Below are 23,908 nucleotides of genomic sequence, written 5' to 3'. Positions count from 1 at the left end.
TTTAATCCCCCGTAAACGCAGGCGTAACACGCTGTGGGCGCTAACAGTTATTCGAAAGGCAGGCTCATGCCGGATGTCATCGCCTATGGCGGGGACTGGAATCCCGAGCAGTGGCCCGAGGAGACGTGGGAGCAGGATGTCGCGCTGATGCGCGAGGCCGGCGTCAACAGGGTCAGCGTCGGGATCTTCTCCTGGTCGATGCTGGAGCCCGCCGAGGGGGTGTTCGACTTCGACTGGTTCGACCGCGTGATGGACCTGCTGGCCGCGAACGGCATCCAGGCCAACCTGGCCACCCCGACGGCCTCTCCGCCGCCGTGGTTCTCCGACGCCTACCCCGAGGCGCTGCCGGTGGACGCCGACGGGCGGCGGCTCTACCACGGCAGCAGGCAGGGTTTCTGCCCCAGTTCGCCGATCTACCGCGAGAAGGCGCTGCGGATCGCCGAGCAGGTGGCCCTCCGCTATCGCGACCACCCGGCGCTGGCCCTGTGGCACGTGCACAACGAGTACGGCTGCCACAACGCCCGCTGCTACTGCGACACCTCCGCAGCGGCCTTCCGCGCCTGGCTGCGCAACCGCTACGCCTCACTGGACGAGCTCAACGACGCGTGGGGAACGGCCTTCTGGTCGCAGCGCTACAGCGACTGGGCGCAGATCCTGCCGCCCCGCGCCACCCCGAGCTTCCCCAACCCGGGCCAGCAGCTCGACTTCCGCAGGTTCAGCTCCGACGCGCTCGTCGAGCTGTACGTCGCCGAGCGCGACCTGCTGAAGTCGATCACCCCGGACGTGCCCGCGACCACGAACCTGATGGCCGGCGCGCACTGGGATATGGACTGCTGGTCCTTCGCCGCCGAGCTCGACGTGGTCTCCACCGACCACTACCTGGTCGGGGCCCGCGCCGAGCCGCACATCGACCTGGCCTTCGCCGCCGACTACGCGCGCTCGCTGAACGGCGGGCGGCCCTGGTTACTGATGGAGCACTCGACCAGCGCGGTGAACTGGCAGCCGCGTAACCTCGCCAAGGCCCCAGGGGAGCTGCGCCGCAACTCGCTGCAGCACCTGGCCAGGGGCGCGGACGGGATCATGTTCTTCCAGTGGCGGGCCTCCCGCGCCGGCGCCGAGAAGTGGCACTCGGCGATGCTGCCGCACGCGGGCGCCAACACCAAGATCTTCCGCGAGGTCGCCGCGCTCGGGGCCGAGCTCGCCGGGCTCTCCGACGTGGTGGGCAGCACCGTCCAGGCCGACGTGGCGATCCTGCTCGACCACTCCAGCGTGTGGGCCCAGGACCATCCCGCCCAGCCGACGGCGGACCTGGACCCGGTCGAGGAGACCAAGCGCTGGCACGCCGCGTTGTGGCGGGCAGGCATCACTTCCGACGTGGCCCGGCCTGAGTCCGATCTGTCCGGCTATCGCCTGGTGCTGGTGCCCGCGCTCTATCTGGTGAGCGACGCGGGGGCGGCCAACCTGGAGGACTTCGTCCGCCGGGGCGGGGTCGCGCTCGTGGGGCCGTACAGCGGGATCGTGGACGACCACGACCGGGTGCGGCTGGGCGGCTACCCGGGAGCGTGGCGTGACCTGCTCGGGGTGACCGTCGAGGAGTTCTTCCCCCTGGAGCGGCCGATCCGGCTGGCCTCGGGGGCGACGGGGACCGTGTGGAGCGAGCTGGCGCACGCCGGCGGGGCGAAGGTCCTGGACACCTACGCCACGGGTGAGCCTGCCTGGACCCGCAATGCCTGGGGCGACGGGGCCGCGCACTACCTGACCACCCGGCTGGACGACGAGGCGCTGGCCGAGGTCGTGGCCGCCGTCTGCGCCGAGGCGGGCGCCGAACCCGTCGCCAAGGCGGGCCCGGGTGTGGAGGTGGTGCGGCGCTCGCACTTCGACGGCCGCTCGTTCCTGTTCGCGATCAACCACACGGAGAAGAACGCCGTCGTGACCACGCCTGCGGGGGACCAGGTGACCGTGCCCGCCGGCGACGTCGTCGTCCTCCCCGCCTGACATCCGGGCCTCGCCTGCCGGGGCCCGGCGATCACCCCTTCCCGTACGGAGGTGCACCCCCCAATGTCCGAAATTTCACGACGTGATGCGTTAAAGGGAATGGCCGTCGCTGGTGCGGCCGTGCCGCTGGCCTCGATGCTCGAGTCGCCCGCCCTGGCCGCCCTGGACATCCCCGACGTCAACCTGCGCTGGCTGGAAGGCAAGCCCGCCGAGACCCCCGGCACCACGTGGGGCGTCCCGTGGCCCAAGGGCACGGTGCCCAAGGAGCAGCAGTTCGCGCTCACCGCAGCCGGCGGCGCAGCCGTGCCGGTGCAGACGTGGCCGCTGGGGTACTGGCCGGACGGCTCGCTCAAGTGGACGGCCCACGCCGTGGGCCCCGGCACGCCCGTCGCCGAGACGTACACGCTGCGTCCCGGCGCCGCAGCCGCCCCCGCCAAGCCCGTCACGGTCAAGGACGAGAACCAGTACGTGGACGTGGACACCGGCGTGATCCGGGTCCGCGTCCGCAAGAACGGCAGCGAGCTGATCTCCCAGATCTGGCGCGGCGAGACCGAGATCGCCCGCAAGGGCCAGCTGGTCAGCCTCAGGCAGAGCAAGATCGACGACGGCGACGACCGCACCACCGAAGTGGACTCCTACCTCAGCGACATCGCCAAGGTCGAGGTCGAGCAGTCCGGTCCGGTGCGCGCCGTGGTCAGGATCGAAGGCCGCCACACCTCGAAGAAGGGCAAGTCCTGGCTACCGTTCACGGTCCGGCTGTACTTCTACGCCGGCGCGGAGAGCGTGCGCATGACGCACACGTTCGTGTTCGACCGCGACGGCCAGCACGACTTCATCGCCGGCCTCGGCGTGCGCTTCCGCGTCCCGATGCGCGACGAGGCCTACAACCGGCACGTCCGGTTCGTCGGGGACGGGCACGGCCAGCTCGCCGAGGCGGTGAAGGGCATCACGGGCCTGCGCCGCGACCCGGGCCTGGCGGTGCGTAAGGCTCAGGTGGCCGGGCAGAAGCTGCCGGACATCGCCACCTGGGACACCCGGGTCAGCAGCCGGATCCATCTCATCCCCGACTGGGGCGACCACACGCTCTCCCAGCTGTCCTCCGAGGGCTTCACGCTGAAGAAGCGCACCAAGAAGGGGTACGGCTGGGTCGCCGTCGACCAGGGCAAGCGGGCCTCGGGATTCGGGTACGTGGGCGGCGTGAGCGGCGGCTTCGCGTTCGGCATGCGCGACTTCTGGCAGCGCCACCCCACCCAGCTCGACATCCGCGGCGCCGCCTCCGAGGAGGCCGAGGTCACGGTCTGGATGTGGTCGCCGGAGGCCGGGCCGATGGACACCCGCTTCTACCACGATGGGCTCGGCCAGGACACCTACCCCGAGCAGATCGAAGGCCTCAACATCACCTACGAGGACTACGAGCCCGGGTTCGGCACGCCGCTGGGCATCGCGCGCACGACCGAGCTGACCTTCTGGGCCGTGGCGGCCACGCCCGACGCCGCCCGGCTCGGCGCCATGGCCGACGCCGTGCGCACGCCGCCGCTGATCATCGCCCCGCCCGAGCACCTGGCCGCGGCGAAGGTGTTCGGCGGTCTGTTCAGCCCGGTCGACCGGTCCACGCCGGAGAAGAAGACGATCGAGGACCGGCTCGACTTCCTCTTCGACTACTACAAGAAGCAGGTCGAGCAGCGCCACTGGTACGGCTTCTGGGACTACGGCGACATCATGCACACGTTCGACGAGGACCGTCACGTGTGGCGCTACGACATCGGCGGTTACGCCTGGGACAACTCCGAGCTCTCGCCGGACCTCTGGCTCTGGTACGCCTACCTGCGTTCCGGCCGGTCCGACGTCTTCCGCTTCGCCGAGGCGATGACCCGGCACACCGGCGAGGTGGACGTGTACCACCTGGGCCCGTGGGCGGGGCTCGGCACCCGGCACAACGTGCAGCACTGGGGGTGCAGCGCCAAGCAGCAGCGCATCTCGACCGCGGTCTACCGGCGGATCTTCTATTTCCTGACGGGCGACGAGCGCACCGGGGACCTGATGCGGGCGCTGGTGGACTCCGACAAGACGTTCATGGCGCTCGACCCGCTGCGGAAGATCCGCACGGCCCCGTACACCCCGAATCCGGAGGCGCTGGCCATCGGACTGGGCACCGACTGGAGCGGCCTGGCCGCCGCCTGGCTCACCGAGTGGGAGCGCGGCGGCGACCCGATCGCCGAGAAGAAGCTCAAGGCCACGATGCGGACCATCGCCGCGATGCCCAACGGGTTCGTCACGGGCGAGGGCCTCTACAACATCAACACCGGTGAGTTCGCGCCGGCCGAGAAGAAGGTGGCGGTGTCCCACCTGTCGGCCATGTTCGGGCAGGTCGAGATCTGCGCCGAGCTGATCGACCTGGTGGACATGCCGGACTTCGAGAAGGCATGGCTGCAGTACTGCAGGCTGTTCAACGCCACCAGGGCCGAGCAGTCCGCCGAGACCGGGGCCCACTTCGGGAACCTCATCCTCAAGCAGGGGCACTCCAGGCTCACGGCGTACGCGGCGGTCCGGCTGAAGCGCGACGACCTCGCCACCCGCGCCTGGACGGAGTTCCGCACCGGTGACGGGTACGCCCCGAACCTGCCGTGGAAGTCCGAGAAGGTCACCACCACGCTGAATCCGACCGACGAGGCGGCCTGGGTCTCGACCAACACCACCGCCCTGTACGGCCTGGCCGCCATCCAGAACCTGGCGCTCGTGGGCGCCAAGCTCCCCAGCTGATCCATTAAAACGTGTCATCACCCCCGGTTGACCTCTTGGTCGGCCGGGGGTCCTGGGTCGCATTGACAGCGAGCACCAGGAATCGTAGTTTCCTGCACGAAGGATTAAAACGTTTTGAAGGGAGTGTCAGTGCAACGCGTCTGCTTCCTGCTGAAAGTCCGCCCAGAGCGGCTGGCGGAGTATCGCGAACGCCACCAGACCGTCTGGCCGGAGATGCGAGAGGCGCTGTCGCGCACCGGCTGGCACAACTACTCGCTCTTCCTCAGGGACGACGGCCTGCTCGTGGGCTACCTGGAGACCGAGGACTTCGAGGCCGCCAAGAAGGCCATGGCAGAGACCGACGTCAACGCGCGCTGGCAGGCCGAGATGGCACCCTTCTTCGAGGACCTCGACGGCCGGCCCGACGAGGGCATGGCGCCGCTGACCGAAGTGTTCCACCTGGATTGATCGGGGAGTCATGACAGACATCAAGGCCGCGCTACGCGCGCAGCACATCGAGACGCCGTCCTGGGCGTACGGCAACAGCGGCACGAGGTTCAAGGTGTTCGCGCAGCAGGGCGTGCCGCGCGACCCGTACGAGAAGCTCGCCGACGCCGCCCAGGTGCACGCCTACACGGGGGTGGCGCCCACGGTCGCCCTGCACATCCCGTGGGACAAGGTGGACGACTACGCCGACCTGGCCCGGCATGCCAAGGACCTGGGAGTCGGCATCGGGGCGATCAACTCCAACGTCTTCCAGGACGACGACTACAAGCTCGGCAGCGTCACCAACCCGGACCCGCGGGTGCGCCGCAAGGCCACCGACCACCTGCTCGAGTGCGTGGACATCATGGATGCCACAGGCTCCGACACGCTGAAGTTGTGGTTCTCCGACGGCATCAACTATCCGGGCCAGGACGACATCCGCGCCCGCCAGGACCGGCTGGCCGAGTCCCTGGCCGAGGTGTACGAGCGGCTGGGTGAGGGCCAGCGGTTCCTGCTGGAGTACAAGCTGTTCGAGCCCGCTTTCTATGCCACCGACGTGCCGGACTGGGGGACCGCGTACGCGCACTGCGTCAAGCTCGGCCCCAAGGCGCAGGTGGTCGTGGACACCGGGCACCACGCGCCGGGCACCAACATCGAGTTCATCGTGGCGTTCCTGCTGCGCGAGGGCAAGCTCGGCGGGTTCGACTTCAACTCCCGCTTCTACGCCGACGACGACCTGATGGTGGGGGCGGCGGACCCGTTCCAGCTGTTCCGCATCATGTTCGAGGTGGTATGCGGCGGCGGGTTCGTCCCCGAGACGAACGTCGCGTTCATGCTGGATCAGTGCCACAACATCGAGCCCAAGATCCCGGGCCAGATCCGCTCGGTCATGAACGTCCAAGAGGCCACCGCCAAGGCGCTGCTGGTCGACCGCGAGGCCCTCGCCGCGGCGCAGTACGAGGGCGACGTCCTGGGCTCGAACGCCGTGTTCATGGACGCCTACAACACCGATGTGCGGCCGCTGCTCGCCGAGCTGCGGGAGGAGATGGGCCTGGCGCCCGACCCGATGGCCGCGTACGCCAAGTCCGGATATTTCGAGAAGATCGCCGCCGAGCGCGTCGGCGGCACGCAGGCCGGCTGGGGGGCCTGAAGCACCATGGACGTCATCAACCAACTGCTGGAACGCTCACACCGTCTGGGAGCAGACCCGCGCAACACCAACTTCGCCGGCGGCAACACCTCGGCCAAGGGCAGTGAGTCCGACCCGGTGACCGGCGAGGACGTCGAGCTGCTCTGGGTCAAGGGCTCCGGCGGCGACCTGGGCACGCTCAAGGAGTCCGGGCTGGCCGTGCTGCGCCTGGACCGGCTGCGCGCGCTCAAGGGCGTCTACCCGGGCGTCGAGCGCGAGGACGAGATGGTCGCCGCGTTCGACTACTGCCTGCACGGCAAGGGCGGCGCCGCGCCGTCGATCGACACGGCCATGCACGGCCTGGTCGAGGCGGGCCACGTCGATCACCTGCACCCCGATGCGGGCATCGCCATCGCGACCGCGGCCGACGGCGAAGAGCTGACCAGCCGCGTCTTCGGCGACCGGGTGGTGTGGGTGCCGTGGCGGCGGCCGGGATTCCAGCTCGGTCTGGACATCGCCGCGATCAAGGAGGCCAACCCGCAGGCCATCGGCTGCGTCCTCGGCGGCCACGGCATCACCGCCTGGGGCGAGACCTCCGAGGAATGTGAGGCCCGCTCGCTGGAGATCATCCGCACCGCGGAGGCGTATCTGGCCGAGCACGGCCGTCCGGACCCCTTCGGCTCGGTGATCTACGAGACGCTGCCGGAGGCCGGGCGGCACGCCCGCGCGGCCGCGCTGTTCCCGGTCATCCGCGGCCTCGCCTCCACCGACGTGCGCACGGTCGGCCACTACACCGACACGCCGGAGGTGCTGGACTTCGTCTCCCGCGCCGAGCATCCGAGGCTGGCCGCCCTGGGCACGTCCTGCCCGGACCACTTCCTGCGGACCAAGGTTGCGCCGCTGGTGCTGGACCTGCCGCCGGACACGCCGCTGGAGCAGGTGGTCGAGCGGCTGCGCGAGCTGCACGCGGCCTACCGCGAGGACTACACCGCCTACTACGACCGGAACGCCACCCCGGACTCGCCACCGATGCGCGGCGCGGACCCGGCGATCGTGCTGGTGCCCGGCGTCGGCATGTTCTCCTTCGGCAAGGACAAGCAGACCGCCCGGGTGGCCGGCGAGTTCTACGTCAACGCCATCAACGTCATGCGCGGCGCCGAGTCCGTCTCCACGTACGCGCCCATCCCCGAGTCGGAGAAGTTCCGCATCGAGTACTGGGAGCTGGAGGAGGCCAAGCTCCGGCGGATGCCCAAGCCCAAGCCGCTGGCCACGCGCGTGGCGCTGGTCACCGGCGGCGGCTCAGGCATCGGCGCGGCCACCGCCCGCCGCCTGGCCGCCGAGGGCGCCTGCGTGGTGATCGCCGACCGCGACCTGGCCGCCGCCGAGAAGGTGGCCGCCGAGCTCGGCGCGAGCGCGTACCGCGTCTCCGACGTGGCCGTGGCCGTCGGCGTGGACGTCACCTCGGAGGAGCAGGTCGTCGCGGCGGTACGCGCGGGCGTGCTGGCCTTCGGCGGCGTGGACCTGGTCGTCAACAACGCCGGACTGTCGCTGTCGCGCGCGCTGCTGGAGACCACCCTCGCGGACTGGGACCTGCAGCACGACGTCATGGCGCGCGGCTCGTTCCTGGTCTCCCGCGAGGCCGCCCGGGTGCTGATCGACCAGGCCATGGGCGGCGACATCATCTACATCTCCTCCAAGAACGCCGTCTTCGCCGGGCCGAACAACGTCGCCTACGGCGCCGCGAAGGCCGACCAGGCGCACCAGGTGCGGCTGCTCGCGGCCGAGCTGGGCGCGCACGGCGTGCGCGTCAACGGCATCAACCCCGACGGTGTGGTCCGTGGCTCCGGCATCTTCGCCTCCGGCTGGGGCGCCAACCGCGCGAAGGTCTACGGGGTCGAGGAGGAGAGGCTCGGCGAGTTCTACGCGCAGCGCACCCTGCTCAAGCGCGAAGTGCTGCCCGAGCATGTGGCCGCGGCCGTCTTCGCCCTCACGGGCGGCGACCTGACCCACACCACGGGCCTGCACATCCCGGTGGACGCCGGCGTGGCCGCCGCCTTCCTGCGCTAGGCGTAAGAGGCGACGAGCCCGACCAGCATCCCCGCGACGCCGGCCGCCGTGATCAGCCAACCTCCGATCACGGCGGCCCGCCGTCCCCTGCGGGCGCCCGCCCAATACATGATCACGTACGGCAGGAATCCCAGCCCGCCGAACCCGACCGCAGGCAACGTCAGAGCGGCGAGCACGCCCATCGTCCCGGCCGGAGCGGCCCGGTCCCCTTCGGGGGTGAGCTGCGCCCGCTTGACGTCCCCTGCCGAGGAGTCCGGCGAGGCGTTCACCGGCACGGGAGCGCCGGCTGGTTCCGATGTGCCCGAGTCCGGCACGAAGTCCGGGGTGAACATCCCCTTGCAGTCGTAGCGCCCCTCGCCCAGGTCCTCGCACGAGAGCACCTGCAGCGTGCCCGGCGTGCCGATCCGGCCCGTGGCGAGCTGGAGGTCGCGGACCGCGAACACCATCGACATCAGGCACACCGTGAGCCAGCACAGCACGAGGATGACCTTCCCCACCCGGCTCGGGTCCCTCCCCGCTGGTGTGACGAACTGCACATCGGGCAAGAAATCACTCATACGCTCATCATTCTGCCTGCGACTTGGGTTTCACCTGCAGCCCGCTGGAAGGGCCGGCTTGCATATCCATCCCGCGCAGTGCATCATCTTCACAAGCAAGGTCATGAGCAGTTATGCATGAATATGCAGGAGGATGGGATGAGGGCGGCGATCGCCGGAGCCAGCGGCTACGCGGGCGGAGAGTTGCTGCGTCTTCTGCTCGGTCATCCCGAGTTTGAGATCGGCGCGCTCACCGCGGCCTCCAGTGCGGGCAGCCGCCTCGGCGCCCACCAGTCCCACCTGCCGCAGCTGGCCGACCGGATCATCGAGGACACCACGGCCGACGTGCTCGCCGGCCACGACGTCGTCTTCCTGGCGCTGCCGCACGGCCACTCGGCCGCGGTCGCCGCCCAGCTCGGCGAGGACTCGGTCGTGGTGGACTGCGGCGCCGATCACCGGCTCGCCGACCCGGCCGCCTGGCAGGAGTTCTACGGCGGCGAGCACGCAGGCACCTGGCCCTACGGGCTGCCCGAGCTGCCAGGACAGCGCGACGTCCTGCGCGGCGCGACCCGCATCGCGGTCCCCGGCTGCTACCCGACCTCGGTCCTGCTGGCCCTGTTCCCGGCGTTCGCCGCCGGGCTGGCCGGGCCGGACGTGGTCGTGGTGGCCGCCAGCGGCACCAGCGGCGCCGGCAAGTCGCTCAAGCCCAATCTGCTGGGCAGCGAGGTCATGGGCTCGGTCAGCGCGTACGGCGTGGGCGGCGGGCACCGGCACACCCCCGAGATGGAGCAGGGCCTGTCGGCCGTCGCCGGCACGCCGGTCCGCGTGTCCTTCACCCCGACCCTGGCTCCGATGAGCCGTGGCATCCTCGCCACCTGCACCGCCCCCGCCGCGCCCGGCCTCACCAAGGAGTCGCTCAGAACGGCGTACGAGGTGGCGCTCAAGGACGAGCCGTTCGTCAGGCTCCTCCCTGAGGGCGTCTGGCCGGCCACCTCCATGACCTACGGCGCCAACACCGCCGCCCTGCAGGTGACGCTCGACGAGCGCGCGGGCCGCGTGGTCGCCGTCATCGCCATCGACAACCTCACCAAGGGCACCGCCGGAGGCGCCATCCAAAGCGTCAACCTCGCCCTTGGCCTGCCGGAAGAGTTCGGCCTCCCCCTGACAGGAGTCGCACCGTGACCTCCGCCGTGGCGGTCAAAGGCCCCCGACCGGGCGGTTCGCGGTTCGCGGCCGGTGCCTGGAGGGCCGAGCTGAGCACCATGTCCTGGGACTCCACGTTTACTCGCAGGCGCGCAACGGTGCGGCTGACGAAGGAGGAAGTGTGAGCGTTACAGCGCCACTTGGTTTCAGAGCCGCGGGAGTCGCCGCCGGGATCAAATCCGGCGGCGCTCGCGACCTGGCCCTCGTCGTCAACGACGGACCCAGCCGCGCCGCCGCCGGCGTCTTCACCGCCAACCGCGTGAAGGCCGCCCCCGTGCTGTGGTCGCAGCAGGTCCTGGCGGGCGGCCGGCTGCGAGCGGTGGTGCTCAACTCCGGCGGCGCCAACGCCTGCACCGGACCTGAGGGTTTCCAGGACACGCACGCCACCGCAGAGAAGGTCGCCGAAGTGCTGGCGGACTCGGCCGGCGAGGTCGCGGTCTGCTCGACCGGCCTGATCGGCGAGCGCCTGCCGATGGACGCGCTGCTGTCCGGCGTCGACACCGCCGCCACCCAGCTGTCCCGGGACGGCGGCCTGGCCGCGGCCGACGCCATCCGCACCACCGACACCGTCTCCAAGATCTCGTTCAAGCGGGCCAACGGCTACATGGTCGGCGGGATGGCCAAGGGTGCGGGCATGCTCGCCCCCGCCCTCGCGACCATGCTCTGCGTGATCACCACGGACGCCGACGTGACCAGCGACGAGCTCGACACGGTGCTCCGCAAGGCCACCTCCAGGACGTTCGATCGGCTCGACACCGACGGCTGCATGTCCACCAACGACACCGTGCTCCTGCTGGCCAGCGCCGCGTCCGGGGTCAAGCCGGACCTGGCGGAGTTCGAGCAGAAGGTCACCGAGGTCTGCGCCGACCTGGCCAGGCAGCTGCTGGTGGACGCCGAGGGCGCCTCCAAGGCGATCGCCATCGAGGTCGTCGGCGCCGACTCCGAGCAGGACGCGGTGAAGGTCGGCCGCTCGGTCGCCCGCTCCAACCTGCTCAAGTGCGCCATCCACGGCGAGGACCCCAACTGGGGCCGTGTGCTCGCGGCGGTCGGCACCACCGACGCCGTCTTCGAGCCCGACCGGCTCAACGTGGCGATCAACGGCATCTGGATCTGCCGCGGCGGCGCGGTCGGCGACGACCGCTCCAAGGTGGACATGCGCCCCAGGGACGTGACCATCACCATCGATCTGTCGGCCGGACCGCACACCGCGACCGTCCACACGACGGACCTGACGGCCGACTACGTCCACGAGAACTCGGCGTACAGCTCATGAGGCTCTCCACCGCCCAGACCAAGGCCGAGGCCTTGATCGAGGCGCTCCCCTGGCTGACCCGCTTCCACGGCGCGACCGTCGTCATCAAATACGGCGGCAACGCCATGACCGACGAGGCGCTCAAGGAGGGCTTCGCCGAGGACATCGTCTTCCTGCACCACGTCGGCCTGCGCCCGGTCGTGGTGCACGGCGGCGGCCCGCAGATCAGCAGCGCGCTGGACAGGCTCGGCATCGAGTCCACGTTCACCGCGGGCCTGCGGGTCACCACGCCCGAGGCCATGCAGGTCGTCAGGATGGTCCTGACAGGCCAGGTCAACCCCGAAATCGTGGGCCTGGTCAACCGGCACGGCCCGTTCGCGGTCGGCATGTCCGGCGAGGACGCCCACCTGTTCACCGCCGTACGCAAGAACGCGCTCGTGGACGGTGAGCCGGTCGACATCGGCCAGGTCGGCGAGATCATCAAGGTCGACCCCGGCGCGGTGCGGGCCCTCATCGACGACGGCCGCATCCCCATCGTCTCCAGCGTCGCCAGGGGAGACGACGGCCAGATCTACAACGTCAACGCCGACACCGCCGCCGCCGCGCTGGCGGTGGCGCTGCAGGCGCAGAAGCTGATCGTGCTGACCGACGTCGAGGGCCTGTACGCCAACTGGCCCGACGACACCGACGTGATCGACAATCTCACCGCCGACGAGCTGGAAACGCTCATGCCCACGCTGTCCAGCGGCATGGTCCCCAAGATGGAGGCCTGCCTGACGGCGGTGCAGGGCGGCGTGCCGCAGGCCCACGTGCTCGACGGCCGCGTGCCCCACTCACTGCTGCTAGAGATCTTCACCAATGAGGGAATCGGAACGATGGTGATGCCCTGATGAACCTTTTTGAGAGGTTTGAGAAGGCGTTCATGCCCAACTACGGCGTCCCGCCGGTCGCGCTGGCGCGCGGGGAGGGCAGCCGCGTCTGGGACGTGGACGGCAAGGAATACCTCGACTTCATCGGTGGCATCGCGACCAGCTCGCTGGGCCACGCGCACCCCGCCCTGGTTCAGGCCGTGTCCCAGCAGGTCGCCACCATCGCGCACACCAGCAACCTGTTCCTGCACGAGCCCGAGGTGCTGCTCGCCGAGAAGCTCATCGCCCTGCTGAACGCTCCCGCCCGCGTCTTCTTCGCCAACTCCGGCACCGAGGCCAACGAGGCGGCGTACAAGCTGGCGCTCAAGTACGGCCGCCGCGAGGGCCGCTCCTACTTCGTCGCCGCCGAGAACGGCTTCCACGGCCGTACGATCGGTGCCCTGTCGCTGACCGGCAAGCAGTCCATCCGCGACCAGTTCGGCCCGTTCCCGGTCAACGTGCGCTTCGTTCCGTACGGCGACGCCGACGCGCTCAAGGAGGCCGTGACCGGCGACTGCATCGCGGTCTTCCTCGAGCCCACCCAGGGCGAGGCCGGCGTGGTCCCGCCGCCGCCCGGCTACTTCGAGGCCGCCCGCGAGATCTGCGACTCGACCGGCGCGCTGCTGGTGGCCGACGAGATCCAGTCCGCGATCGGGCGTACCGGGCACTGGTTCGCCCACCAGGCCGACGGCGTCACGCCGGACATCCTGACCCTGGCCAAGGGCCTGGGCGGCGGGATGCCGATCGGCGCCTGCATCGGCTTCGGCGAGGTCGGCAAGCTGTTCGAGAAGGGCGACCACGGTTCGACCTTCGGCGGCAACCCGGTCTCCTGCGCCGCCGCCTTGGCGGTGCTCGACACCGTGGACCTCGACCACGTCAAGTCGGTCGCCGCGCACCTGCGCAGCGGGCTGGAGGCCGTCAGCCACCCCCTGCTGAAGGGCGTCCGCGGGCGCGGCCTGTGGCTGGCCGCTGTCCTGCGGGAGCCGCGCTCGGCCGAGGTCCAGAAGGCGGCCGCGAACGCCGGCTTCCTGGTGAACGCGCTCCAGCCCGACGCGGTGCGCATGGCCCCGCCGCTGGTCGTGACGGCCGACGAGGTGGACGCCTTCGTGGCGGCGTTCCCCGCGATCCTGACGGAGGCTCAGTAGACATGGCCAGGCACAGCGCGGACTCGGCGCGAATCAGACACTTCCTGAGGGACGACGACCTCTCGCCCGCCGAGCAGGCGGAGGTCCTCGACCTCGCGGCCGCGATGAAGAAGGACCGGTTCGGCTACCGCCCGTTCGAGGGCCCGCAGACGGTCGCGGTGCTTTTCGACAAGCCGTCGGCCCGCACCCGCGTGTCCTTCCACACCGGCATCGGCGAGCTGGGCGGCCTGCCGCTGGTCGTGGACAACGTCTCGGTCCTGATGGGCCGCGGCGAGCCCACCGCCGACCTTGCCAGGGTGCTCGACCGGCAGGTGGCCGCCATCGTCTGGCGGACCACCGGCCAGGAGCTCATCGACGAGATGGCCGCCCACTCCCGGGTGCCGGTCGTCAACGCGCTCACCGACGAGTTCCACCCCTGCCAGATCCTCGCCGACCTGCAGACCGTCCACGAGCACCTGGGCAGGACCGCAGGGCTCACGCTGACCTTCCTCGGCGACGGCGCCAACAACATGGCCCACTCCTACCTGCTCGGCGGCGCCACGGCGGGGATGCACGTCCGCATCGCCGCCCCGGCCGGCTACCAGCCCGACGCGGTCATCCTCGACCGGGCCGCCGCCATCGCCGCCAAGACCGGCGGCTCGGTGGTCGCGCTGTCGGACCCGGTCGCCGCCGCCCAGGGCGCCCACGTGATCGCCACCGACACGTGGGTGTCGATGGGCCAGGACGGCAAGGAACAGCGGGTCCGCGAGCTCATGCCGTACCAGGTCAACGCCGAGCTGCTGGAGCACGCCGCGCCCGACGCGATCGTGCTGCACTGCCTGCCGGCCTACCGCGACTACGAGATCACCGACGCGGTGCTCGAAGGCCCGCGCAGCGTCGTGTGGGACCAGGCCGAGAACCGGCTGCACGCGCAGAAGGCGCTGTTGCACTGGCTGGCGACGCACCGATGACGATTCCGATGACCAAGGCGGCCAGGCAGCAGAGGATCACCGATCTGCTGCGGCGGCAGGCCGTGCGCTCCCAGCCGGAGCTGGCCAAGCTGCTCGCCGACAGCGGCGTCGAGGTCACCCAGGCCACGCTCTCGCGCGACCTGGACGAGCTCGGAGCGCTCAAACTGCGCGCAGAGGACGGCTCGCTGGTGTACGCGCTGCCCGGCGAAGGCGGCGGGCGGATCCCGCTGGCCCGGGTGGGCACCGGCGAGTCCCCGTCGGCGAGGCTGCAGCGCGTCGCCGAGGAACTGCTGGTCAGCGCCGAGGCCTCGGCCAACCTGGTCGTCGTGAAAACCCCTCCGGGGGCGGCCCAGTTCATGTCGTCCGCGATCGACCACGCCGACTGGGAGTCCATCCTCGGCACGGTGGCGGGCGACGACACCATCCTCGTCATCACCCGCGACCCGGCAGGCGGGCCGGCGGTCGCCGACGCCCTCCTGAAAGTCGCCGTCCGGCGTAGTTTGGAGCAGAAATGACCGAGCGCGTGGTCCTCGCCTACTCCGGCGGGCTCGACACCTCCGTCGCCATCCCCTACCTCGCCGAGAAGATGAACGCCGAGGTCGTCTGCGTCGCCCTGGACCTCGGCCAGGGCGGCGAGGACATGGAGGCGATCCAGAAGCGGGCCATCGACTGCGGTGCCGTGGAGTCGGTCGTGGTGGACGCCAAAGAGGAGTTCGCCGCCGACTTCTGCGTGCCCGCGCTGCAGGCCAACGCCCTCTACATGGACCGCTACCCGCTGGTGTCGTCGCTGTCGCGGCCGCTCATCGTCAAGCACCTGGTGTCGGCGGCCAAGCAGTTCGGCGGCACCGTCGTCTCGCACGGCTGCACCGGCAAGGGCAACGACCAGGTCCGCTTCGAGGCCGGCCTGGCCGCGCTGGCGCCTGACCTGAAGGTCGTCGCGCCCGCCCGCGACTTCGCCTGGACCCGCGACAAGGCCATCGAGTACGCCGAGGCCAAGGGCCTGCCCATCGAGACGTCGAAGAAGAACCCGTTCTCCATCGACCAGAACCTCTGGGGCCGCGCCGTCGAGACCGGCTTCCTCGAAGACATCTGGAACGGCCCCACCGAGGAGGTCTACTCCTACACCGCCGACCCGTCCCAGCCGCGGAAGGCGGATGAGGTCGTCATCACCTTCGAGGCCGGCGTCCCGGTCAAGGTCGACGGGCGGTCGCTGACGCCGTACCAGATCATCGACGAGCTCAACAAGCGCGCCGGTGCCCAGGGCGTCGGCCGGATCGACATGGTCGAGGATCGGCTCGTCGGGATCAAGTCGCGCGAGGTGTACGAGGCGCCGGGCGCCATCGCGCTCATCGCCGCCCACATGGAGCTGGAGAACGTCACCGTCGAGCGCGATCTGGCCCGCTTCAAGCGCGGCGTGGACCAGCGGTGGGGCGAGCTCGTCTACGACGGCCTGTGGTTCTCGCCGCTCAAGGATGCGCTCGACGCGCTCATCCTGGAGGCACAGAAGCACGTCTCCGGCGACATCCGCATGACCCTGCACGCCGGCAAGGCCACCGTCACCGGCCGCCGCTCCGAGGCGTCCCTGTACGATTTCTCGCTGGCTACGTACGACACCGGCGACACCTTCGACCAGTCGCTCGCCAAGGGCTTCGTCCAGCTCTTCTCCCTCCCCGCGAAGATCGCCGCGGGGCGGGACGCCAGGAAGGGCTGAGTTGCACTAGTGTCGCGCCGGAGCGCAGGAGCTCGGGGGGAGAGAGCGAGGCACGATGCCAACGAGCACCGAAGCGGGCGCGACCATCAATACAGACACAGTAGGAGAAGATAACGGTGAGTGATGGCAAGCCGATGCGGCTGTGGGGCGCGCGGTTCGAAGGCGGCCCGGCCGACGCGCTGACCCGGCTGTCGGTGAGCGTGCACTTCGACTGGCGGCTGGTGCCGTACGACCTGGCGGCGTCCAGGGCGCACGCACGCGTGCTCCACAAGGCGGGGCTGCTGACCGACGAGGAGCTCGAGCGCATGATCGGCGCGCTCGACGACCTGGAGCGGGCCTGCAAGGCGGGCGAGTTCCGGCCGACGGTCGCCGATGAGGACGTGCACACCGCCCTGGAGCGCGGCCTGCTGGAGCGGCTCGGCTCGCTCGGCGGCAAGCTCCGCGCCGGCCGCTCACGTAACGACCAGATCGCCACCGACCTGCGCCTCTACCTCCGCGACCACGCCCGCACGATCGTCTCCCGCCTGGTCGAGCTGGAGACGGCGCTCATGACCCAGGCCGCCACGCACGCGGAGACGGCCGCACCCGGCATGACGCACCTGCAGCACGCGCAGCCGGTGTCGTTCGGCCACCAGCTGCTGGCGCACGTGCACGCCTTCACCCGCGACATCGACCGGCTCATCGACTGGGACAAGCGCGCCGCGATCTCCCCGCTCGGCTCCGGCGCGCTGGCCGGCTCGTCGTTGCCGCTGGACCCGCAGGCCGTCGCCCAGGAGCTGGGCTTCTCGGCCGCCGCGCCCAACTCCATGGACGCCGTCGCCGACCGGGACTTCGCGGCCGAGTTCCTGTTCGCCGGCGCCCTGATCGGGGTGCACCTGTCGCGGCTGGGCGAGGAGATCGTCCTGTGGGCCTCGCAGGAGTTCCGCTGGATCGAGATGGACGACGCCTACTCCACCGGCTCGTCGATCATGCCCCAGAAGAAGAACCCCGACGTGGCCGAGCTGGCCCGCGGCAAGTCAGGCCGCCTGATCGGCAATCTGATGTCGCTGCTGACCACGCTCAAGGGCCTGCCGCTGACCTACAACCGCGACCTGCAGGAGGACAAGGAGCCGGTCTTCGACACGGTCGACACGCTCCTGCTCGTCCTGCCCGCAATGGCCGGGCTGGTCGCGACCATGCGGGTCAACACCGCCCGCCTGGAGGCCTCAGCCCCCGACGGGTTCGCCCTGGCCACCGACCTGGCCGAGCTGCTCGTACGCCGCGGCGTGCCGTTCCGCGAGGCCCACGAGGCCGTCGGCCATCTGGTCGTGTGGTGCCAGGTCCATGACAAGGACCTCGGCGAGCTGACCGACGACGAGCTGGCCAAGGTCTCGCCGCACCTCACGCCCGACGTGCGCGACGTGCTCAACGTGCCCGGCGCCCTGGCCGCGCGCAAGGCCCACGGCGGCACCGCGCCCGACCGCGTACGCGACCAGCTCCTCGCGCTCCGCGAAGCGGTCGACGCGCAGGCGGCATGGGCCGCGGGCAGCTGAGCTTCGCCGCGCTGCCGCGGAGCTTCTTCGACCGGCCGTCGCACGAGGTGGCGCCCGACCTGCTCGGGCGCGTGCTCGCGCACGGTTCCGTCGCCGTGCGCCTGACCGAGGTCGAGGCGTACGGCGGCCCGGGCGAGGACCCGGCCGCGCACACCTACCGCGGCAGGACGCCCCGCAACGCCGTCATGTTCGGGCCACCCGGGCACCTGTACGTGTACTTCACCTACGGCATGCATTTCTGCGCGAACCTCGTCTGCCTGCCCGACGGCTTCGGCTCGGCCGTGCTGCTGCGGGCAGGCGAGGTGGTCGAGGGACTGGCCGAGGCGCGGGCGCGGCGCTCCAACGGCAAGCCGCTCGCCGACCGGGACCTCGCCCGCGGCCCGGCCAGACTGGCGGTCGCGCTGGGTCTGATGCGCGAGCACAACGGCCTCGACGCCATCTTGGAGGGCTCGCCGCTCGGCCGGCCTCGGCAATCGGCCACCATGCTCGAAGGCGTTCCCGCCGAGGCCTTGTCGATCAGGTCAGGGCCTCGCACCGGCATCTCGACGGCCAAGGAAGTCCCGTGGCGGTTCTGGATCGACGGCGACCCCACCGTGTCGCCGTACCGGGCTCACGTACCGCGCCGCCGCAACGCCGCCGCCACCTCAGTGGGGGAGGCGCCCAGGTCGTGAGGACTGAAGATGTGCAGGTAGTCGCCCGTGTCGATCTCCAGCATCTCGCTCCTGATCCCCCACCGCCTGCGGATGTCCACCTTGATGTCCCAGATCGCCTCCCAGGGCACGTGCCGCTTGCCAGCGAACCCGTGCACCACGGTGATCCCGCTCTCGTCGGCCGCCAGTCGCACCGGGGCGAGCAAGTCACGCAGGCCCATGGCGCCCACCAGAAGGGCCGCGGGGACGGCAAGGATCACCCCGCGCAGATCGCCTTCGACCCACCAGTAAACGGCGAGCCCGGCGCACACCAGAGCCCCTAAGATCTTGAAAACGGCCAGTTCGCGACGGACCCTCCACATGGACACCGAGCGTATCCAAGTGGCGCGCGACCGAGGCGATCAGGCACGCTGTATCCAACCAAATGTCTAACTAATGGAAAGCCGGCACCGTGACCGACATTCTCGATGACCTCGCGTGGCGAGGCCTTATCGCTCAGTCCACCGACCTCGACGCCCTGCGCGCGTCCATGGCCAAGGGACCGATCACGGCCTATGCCGGTTTCGACCCCACCGCTGCCTCTCTGCACGTCGGACACTTCGTGCCGCTGCTCACTCTGCGTCGCCTGCAGCTGGCCGGGCACCGGCCGATCGGCCTGGTCGGCGGCGCGACGGGCCTCATCGGCGACCCGAGCGGGCGCAACACCGAGCGCTCACTCAACGCCGCCGAGGTCGTCACCGAGTGGGTGGAACGCCTGCGCGGGCAGGTCGGCCGCTTCCTCGACTTCGACGCCCAGCCCAACGCCGCCCTCATGGTCAGCAACCTCGACTGGACCGGCGAGCTGAGCGCCATCGACTTCCTGCGCGACATCGGCAAGCACTTCCCCGTCAACCGCATGCTGGCCAGGGAGTCGGTCTCCGCGCGCCTGCAGGGCGAGGGGCTCAGCTACACCGAGTTCAGCTACCAGATCCTGCAGGCCAACGACTACCTCGAGCTCTTCCGCCGTTACAACTGCACGCTGCAGATCGGTGGCAGCGACCAGTGGGGCAACATCACGGCGGGTGCCGACCTGGTCCGCCGTGTCGAGGGCGCGCACGTCCACGCGCTCACCCTGCCGCTCATCACCAAGGCCGACGGCACCAAGTTCGGCAAGACCGCGGGCGGCGCGCTCTGGCTGGACCCGGAGATGACCTCGCCCTACGCCTTCTACCAGTACTTCCTCAACTCCGACGACCGCGACGTGATCCACTACCTCAAGGTGTTCACGTTCAAGACCCGCGAGGAGATCGAGGCCCTGGAGAAGGCCGTCGCCGAACGCCCCTTCGCCCGCGAGGCGCAGCGGACGCTGGCCGAGGACCTGACCGAGCTGCTGCACGGCAAGGAGGAGCTCGACGCGGTCGTGGCGGCCTCGAAGGCGCTGTTCGGCCAAGGCGCGCTGGACGACCTGCCCGCCTCGACGCTGGCGGCCGCGCTGGCCGAGGTGCCCAAGGCCGAGATCCCCGTACTGGGAGCGCCGTTCGTGGACCTGCTGGCCGACAGCGGCCTGGTGGAGTCGAAGTCGGCGGCCCGGCGGGCGGTGAAGGAGGGCGGGGCGTACCTCAACAACGTCAAGATCACCGACGAGACATACGTGCCGACCGCCGACGACCTGCTGCACGGCCGCTTCATGGTGCTGCGGCGCGGCAAGAAGTCGATCGGCGGCGTCGAGGTCGGCTGACCGGCTTGTGCCAAGCGGGCCTTTCCAGCGGCGAAAGGCCCGCTTCTGCGTTCACCGGCGGGTGAACAACGCCACCGTGAGCCCTGGCAGATCCCCAGAGTGCTTGGCCAGGCTGAGCTCGAACCCAGCCTCCTTCACCTCTGCGACCCGAGGAATCCCGTCATCCTCCAGCCCGGACTTCTTCGTCCCCCGCCACACCACCCAGACCCGCTCGCGCCCGTCCAGCGCCGCCGAAACATCGGACCGCTCGGGATGACCGAACCCATCGGGCTCGGGCGCGTCACCCGCCCGCAGCACATCGACCGGCATCAGGGAGTCCGCGTAGTAGTCGAAACCCCTGCGCACCTGGCTCTGCCCGTACACGATCGCATCGTCGGGCTCGGCCTTGATCACACGCAGGGCCCACGGGATGTTCTCGAACCGCCCGTTCTCCTCCCGGATCTCCACGTGATCAGGAAAGGCCAGCCCGCACCCGAGCAACACGACCACCGCCGCCGCCACCACAGGGAAGCGCAGGATGGCGGCCACAGCCAGGCCTGCCAGCAGCGCCAGAGCCGGAGCGGTCACGAAGAGATACCGGTCCACATAGACCGGGGTGAGCAGGTGAGACACCGCGAGGAGCAGCAGCGGAGGCAGGATCAGCCACCCCGCCAGCGCGAGCGCCCACGCCCTGTCCCTGGCGCCCGCCGGCGAGCCCGCGTCCTCAGCTTCACGACGGCCCGCCCACAACAGCGCCACCCCGGCCAGCGCCATCGCGAACAACAACACGCCGAGCGTCGTCGTCCCGGCCGCCATCTTGGGGAACTTCAGCCACACCTCCGGCCCGCGCTGCGGGATCCAGCTGATCGCGTGCCGCTCGCCGTACCCGATCAGTCCCAGCACCACGGCAGGCACGAAGCCGGCGGTGAGCGCGCCCAGCATCGGCGCCAGCACCGCCCGGCGGGCCAGTGCCAGGTGGGCGGGCAGCGCCAGCACAGCGAACAGATGCGTCATGCACACCAGCGCGATCGCCACCCCGTAAACCACCCACCGCCTGCCCTCTGGACGCTCGAGGGCCCGATGCAGCGCCCAGAACGAGAACACGACGGCCGCGGCCGCGAACGCGTACGACCTGGCGAAAGCCCCAAGGTAGGACACCGACGGCAGGATCGCGAAGACGGCGGCCGCGATCACGCCGGCGCGGGTGGAGTGCAGGCGTCGTCCCAGGTCGGTCAGGAACCAGGCCGCCACGCCGATCGCGATCGCCGACGGCAACCGCAGCCATAGTTCCGCCGTGCCGGCCTTGATCCAGAAATGCATGAACAGGTAGTACGGCAGGAAATGGCCGTCGATGTGCTGCGCCAGCTCCCACATGCCCGCCAGCGATCGCGAGGCGAAGCTGATGGTGGCCAGCTCGTCACCGTTCAAGGTGGCGGAACCCGTTCCCGAGAAGGCCGCGCCGCCCGCGAGCAATGCCATCCACCATGGGGTTGACGTGCGGAGACGTTGGGCGGGGCGAGCGGGGGGTGCGAGAGCGGCGGCAGTGGTCACCGGGGCAGGATACGCGCCGTAAAGGCGGTCGTATGGCAGATGTGGTGGCTGGCCCCGTTCACTCGCGCCATGGGGCTTTGTCCCGGTCCATGGGGAGTCAGACCAGCACCCCGGACGAGCCGGGGACCGCGGGAGAATCGCGATCAAGCGAAATCCTGCGGGCTAACGTCGGTCGGCGGCGTTGAGCGCCAGCAAGGCCGCCAGGGCGGCGTCCTTGTGATCGCGGGTCCAGGGTGTGCCGACCTGCGCGCGCAAACCGTCGACCCGCCCAGCCGCGCCCGGTCCGAGCACGCGGGCCGCGATTTCGCGTAACTCCTTGAAGTCGTAGCGGCTCGCCTCGAGTCCCGTGTTGCGCGCGGCGTCCGCCAGCGCCTCGTGGTAGAGCTCTCCCTCGGCGCCGTGCAGGTAGTGGTGCTTGCTCAGCACCGTGGCCAGGTCGCCGGGCAGCGCCATCCGGCCGGCGCCGACCGCGCCGAGGTCGAGGGCGACGCCCAGCACGTCGTGCCCGGCCCCGGCCAGTTCCCGCGCGGCCGCGTCGAGTGCGTCGCGCGCGGCCGTACGGGCGGCGCGCTCCACGCGGCCGATCAGCTCACCCGCCGCGGCCACGTCCAGCCCGGTGGCGGCGTGATACGGCTGGTCGGGCAGCGCGGGATCAGCGAGCAGCGTCACCCGCCCGCGCAGCAGCACCCCAGGAGACTCAGGTGTGCCGCCCACCGCGACCAGCACCGCCCAACCGCAGTGGTCCTTCACCCCGAGTGCCGCCGCTGAGCCCACACCGGCTCACCTCCGTGTCACTGACTGGTGGTACGTGTCGGCTTCATAACGATCACAACGCGCCGCTCCGCATCGCCGACCGGTCGCTCGTACTCCAGGCCGTAGCGCGTGGCCAGCACGTCGAAGAAGTCACCCGACGAATCCGCCTCCACTCGCTCGACCACGCCACGGATCTCCAGATAACGGTACGGCTTCTCGGGGTCGTTGATCGAGACCGCTACGTACGGGTTTTGCGTGACATTTCGGTGCTTGCGGCGGTCTGTCGTAGTCGTGAACCGCAGGAACTCCCCGTCCCACACCGTCCAGACCGGATTCACGTTGGGCGTGCCGTCCGGCTCGATCGTCGCCAGGTGGGCGAACAGCGGCCGCTCCAGCAGATCGAGGTGGCTCTCCGGAATCATCGCTGCCTCTTCTCCTTCTTGACCTTCAGGGACTGATCTCAGCAAGCGAAGGCTATCAAGGTTTTGATGATTATCAATGTTCGAATCATCGTATGAGCTTGTATCCTCCCGGCATGGGGATGCCCGCAGGTGAACGGCTCGGCATGGACATCAAGCGCGCCGAGCAGTCCCTGATGGCCGCCAAACAGCTGGCCGTCAGGGCCGCCGGATTGACCGTTCCCCAGTACGCGGCGCTCCTCGTACTTGCCGACAACCCCGGCATCTCAGGTGCGGCCCTGGCGCGGACCTGCCTCGTGACGCCTCAGGCCATGACCGTCGTGCTCAAGAACTTGGAAGAACGCGGCCTCGTCGAACGCTCGCCGCATCCCTGGCACCGCAACGTCCTCGAGACCCGCCTCACCGAGTCCGGGCGTGCGGCGGTCGCGGTGGCGGACGAGAGGGCCGTGGTGATTGAGCGGGCCATCGCGGACGAGTTCACAGAGGGGGAGCGGGCGACGTTGCGCGAGCTGCTGGCCCGATGCGAGCAGGCCATCGGACGCGGCACGGCGCAACTGTGAACGGCCCGAGCCTCGCGATTTGACGTGTCGCGAATCGCGACCTAGTCTTTCACTTCGCCCCGGGAGTGAGCCGGACGCCGGTCAGGCGGACGGGCCCCGGACAAGCCCCTTGAAATAACGAACCACTCGGCAGAGTCGCTTCGGCATGCTCACGCTCGAGTCGTTCCAGGGCGCGCCGAATCACCGGAAAATCGGTTGATTCGACAAGCTCTGGATGGAACGGTAAGTTACGAGGGTTGCCCCGGAGACGGGGTGCACCATCCTACGCAGGCTAGGCAGCGCTGTTCAAGTTTCACGATTTGACACAACATCGCCGATCTGCTAGGATAATGAAGACGAAACTGTCGCCTCTGAATCGAGATCCGCAAGGATGTCGACGAAGATGTACGCGTCCGTTTCTTGAGAACTCAACAGTGTGTTAAAAGCCAGTGCATGTGCATCACATGTATGACCCCGTCATTATTGACGGTTTTGCTTGGATGATTCATCCGAACATGATCATTGTTTGGAGAGTTTGATCCTGGCTCAGGACGAACGCTGGCGGCGTGCTTAACACATGCAAGTCGAGCGGAAAGGCCCTTCGGGGTACTCGAGCGGCGAACGGGTGAGTAACACGTGAGCAACCT

Annotated in this window: 21 protein-coding genes and 1 rRNA gene; 17 read left to right on the top strand and 5 right to left on the bottom strand. The window is 69.8% G+C overall.

The window, feature by feature from the left end; genetic code table 11:
* Nucleotides 1-66 precede the first annotated feature (66 nt).
* From ACTWPT_RS41440 to ACTWPT_RS41420, 5 genes are all read left to right on the top strand, one after another.
* Nucleotides 67-1,995: a beta-galactosidase gene (locus ACTWPT_RS41440; protein WP_443183013.1), complete on the top strand. Its 1,929-nt coding sequence runs from the start codon at nt 67-69 to the stop codon at nt 1,993-1,995.
* A 63-nt stretch (nt 1,996-2,058) separates the two neighbouring features.
* Nucleotides 2,059-4,755: an exo-rhamnogalacturonan lyase family protein gene (locus ACTWPT_RS41435; protein WP_443183012.1), complete on the top strand. Its 2,697-nt coding sequence runs from the start codon at nt 2,059-2,061 to the stop codon at nt 4,753-4,755.
* Nucleotides 4,756-4,884: 129 nt separating this feature from the next.
* Nucleotides 4,885-5,202, top strand: coding sequence for an L-rhamnose mutarotase (locus ACTWPT_RS41430; protein ID WP_443183011.1), 318 nt, complete (start codon nt 4,885-4,887; stop codon nt 5,200-5,202).
* A gap of 10 nt (nt 5,203-5,212) precedes the next feature.
* Complete coding sequence (rhaI, locus tag ACTWPT_RS41425) at nt 5,213-6,370, top strand: L-rhamnose isomerase (protein WP_443183010.1); 1,158 nt, start codon at nt 5,213-5,215, stop codon at nt 6,368-6,370.
* 6 nt (nt 6,371-6,376) lie between these two features.
* The gene (locus ACTWPT_RS41420) at nt 6,377-8,416 is read left to right on the top strand and encodes a bifunctional aldolase/short-chain dehydrogenase (RefSeq protein ID WP_443183009.1); all 2,040 of its coding nucleotides are present in this window, start codon (nt 6,377-6,379) and stop codon (nt 8,414-8,416) included.
* Here ACTWPT_RS41420 and ACTWPT_RS41415 read toward each other — a convergent pair.
* Nucleotides 8,413-8,973 (bottom strand): hypothetical protein, encoded by a 561-nt coding sequence (locus ACTWPT_RS41415; protein WP_443183008.1) that lies wholly within the window; start codon nt 8,971-8,973, stop codon nt 8,413-8,415. The genes ACTWPT_RS41420 and ACTWPT_RS41415 overlap by 4 nt on opposite strands.
* 123 nt (nt 8,974-9,096) lie before the next feature.
* On the opposite strand from ACTWPT_RS41415, the gene argC reads away from it, so the two are divergent.
* The 9 genes from argC (at nt 9,097) to ACTWPT_RS41370 (ending at nt 18,324) form a co-directional block, all read left to right on the top strand.
* Complete coding sequence (gene argC / locus ACTWPT_RS41410) at nt 9,097-10,134, top strand: N-acetyl-gamma-glutamyl-phosphate reductase (protein ID WP_443183107.1); 1,038 nt, start codon at nt 9,097-9,099, stop codon at nt 10,132-10,134.
* Between the two features lie 142 nt (nt 10,135-10,276).
* Nucleotides 10,277-11,428, top strand: coding sequence for a bifunctional glutamate N-acetyltransferase/amino-acid acetyltransferase ArgJ (gene argJ / locus ACTWPT_RS41405; protein ID WP_443183007.1), 1,152 nt, complete (start codon nt 10,277-10,279; stop codon nt 11,426-11,428).
* Nucleotides 11,425-12,297, top strand: a complete 873-nt coding sequence (gene argB / locus ACTWPT_RS41400; RefSeq protein ID WP_443183006.1) for an acetylglutamate kinase — start codon at nt 11,425-11,427, stop codon at nt 12,295-12,297. Before argJ ends, argB begins: the two co-directional genes overlap by 4 nt.
* The gene (locus ACTWPT_RS41395; RefSeq protein WP_443183005.1) at nt 12,297-13,460 is read left to right on the top strand and encodes an acetylornithine transaminase; all 1,164 of its coding nucleotides are present in this window, start codon (nt 12,297-12,299) and stop codon (nt 13,458-13,460) included. The genes argB and ACTWPT_RS41395 overlap by 1 nt, the downstream gene beginning before the upstream one ends.
* A 2-nt stretch (nt 13,461-13,462) precedes the next feature.
* Nucleotides 13,463-14,410 (top strand): ornithine carbamoyltransferase, encoded by a 948-nt coding sequence (argF, locus tag ACTWPT_RS41390; RefSeq protein ID WP_443183004.1) that lies wholly within the window; start codon nt 13,463-13,465, stop codon nt 14,408-14,410.
* Nucleotides 14,407-14,925 carry an arginine repressor gene (locus ACTWPT_RS41385; protein WP_443183003.1) on the top strand — a complete coding sequence of 173 codons (519 nt, stop codon included), beginning with the start codon at nt 14,407-14,409 and terminating at the stop codon, nt 14,923-14,925. Before argF ends, ACTWPT_RS41385 begins: the two co-directional genes overlap by 4 nt.
* The gene (locus tag ACTWPT_RS41380; RefSeq protein WP_443183002.1) at nt 14,922-16,121 is read left to right on the top strand and encodes an argininosuccinate synthase; all 1,200 of its coding nucleotides are present in this window, start codon (nt 14,922-14,924) and stop codon (nt 16,119-16,121) included. The genes ACTWPT_RS41385 and ACTWPT_RS41380 overlap by 4 nt, the downstream gene beginning before the upstream one ends.
* Nucleotides 16,122-16,255: 134 nt before the next feature.
* A complete protein-coding gene (gene argH, locus ACTWPT_RS41375; protein WP_443183106.1) occupies nt 16,256-17,653 on the top strand; it encodes an argininosuccinate lyase in 1,398 nt (465 codons plus the stop codon).
* A complete protein-coding gene (locus ACTWPT_RS41370; RefSeq protein WP_443183001.1) occupies nt 17,635-18,324 on the top strand; it encodes a DNA-3-methyladenine glycosylase in 690 nt (229 codons plus the stop codon). The genes argH and ACTWPT_RS41370 overlap by 19 nt, the downstream gene beginning before the upstream one ends.
* Here the strand turns inward: ACTWPT_RS41370 and ACTWPT_RS41365 are convergent.
* Nucleotides 18,264-18,665, bottom strand: a complete 402-nt coding sequence (locus tag ACTWPT_RS41365; RefSeq protein ID WP_443183000.1) for a PH domain-containing protein — start codon at nt 18,663-18,665, stop codon at nt 18,264-18,266. The two genes, ACTWPT_RS41370 and ACTWPT_RS41365, sit on opposite strands and share 61 nt — an antisense overlap.
* Before the next feature lie 89 nt (nt 18,666-18,754).
* Between ACTWPT_RS41365 and tyrS the strand changes: the two genes are divergently transcribed.
* The gene (tyrS, locus tag ACTWPT_RS41360) at nt 18,755-20,020 is read left to right on the top strand and encodes a tyrosine--tRNA ligase (protein WP_443182999.1); all 1,266 of its coding nucleotides are present in this window, start codon (nt 18,755-18,757) and stop codon (nt 20,018-20,020) included.
* Nucleotides 20,021-20,071: 51 nt separating this feature from the next.
* Here the strand turns inward: tyrS and ACTWPT_RS41355 are convergent, their stop codons facing one another.
* From ACTWPT_RS41355 to ACTWPT_RS41345, 3 genes are all read right to left on the bottom strand, one after another.
* Nucleotides 20,072-21,478, bottom strand: a complete 1,407-nt coding sequence (locus ACTWPT_RS41355; RefSeq protein ID WP_443182998.1) for a glycosyltransferase family 39 protein — start codon at nt 21,476-21,478, stop codon at nt 20,072-20,074.
* Nucleotides 21,479-21,712: 234 nt separating this feature from the next.
* A complete protein-coding gene (locus ACTWPT_RS41350) occupies nt 21,713-22,324 on the bottom strand; it encodes a hypothetical protein (RefSeq protein WP_443182997.1) in 612 nt (203 codons plus the stop codon).
* A 17-nt stretch (nt 22,325-22,341) separates the two neighbouring features.
* Nucleotides 22,342-22,725 (bottom strand): PPOX class F420-dependent oxidoreductase, encoded by a 384-nt coding sequence (locus ACTWPT_RS41345; RefSeq protein ID WP_443182996.1) that lies wholly within the window; start codon nt 22,723-22,725, stop codon nt 22,342-22,344.
* Between the two features lie 92 nt (nt 22,726-22,817).
* On the opposite strand from ACTWPT_RS41345, the gene ACTWPT_RS41340 reads away from it, so the two are divergent.
* Both ACTWPT_RS41340 and ACTWPT_RS41335 read left to right on the top strand, forming a co-directional pair.
* The gene (locus tag ACTWPT_RS41340) at nt 22,818-23,282 is read left to right on the top strand and encodes a MarR family winged helix-turn-helix transcriptional regulator (protein ID WP_443182995.1); all 465 of its coding nucleotides are present in this window, start codon (nt 22,818-22,820) and stop codon (nt 23,280-23,282) included.
* 502 nt (nt 23,283-23,784) lie between these two features.
* Nucleotides 23,785-23,908, top strand: a 16S ribosomal RNA gene (locus tag ACTWPT_RS41335); the annotation flags it as partial.

Origin of the sequence: Nonomuraea sp. 3N208 (assembly GCF_052245935.1) — a bacterium.
Taxonomy (GTDB): domain Bacteria; phylum Actinomycetota; class Actinomycetes; order Streptosporangiales; family Streptosporangiaceae; genus Nonomuraea.
Note: the sequence above shows the minus strand (reverse complement) of the source record. Positions and strands in the feature narration are given on the sequence as shown.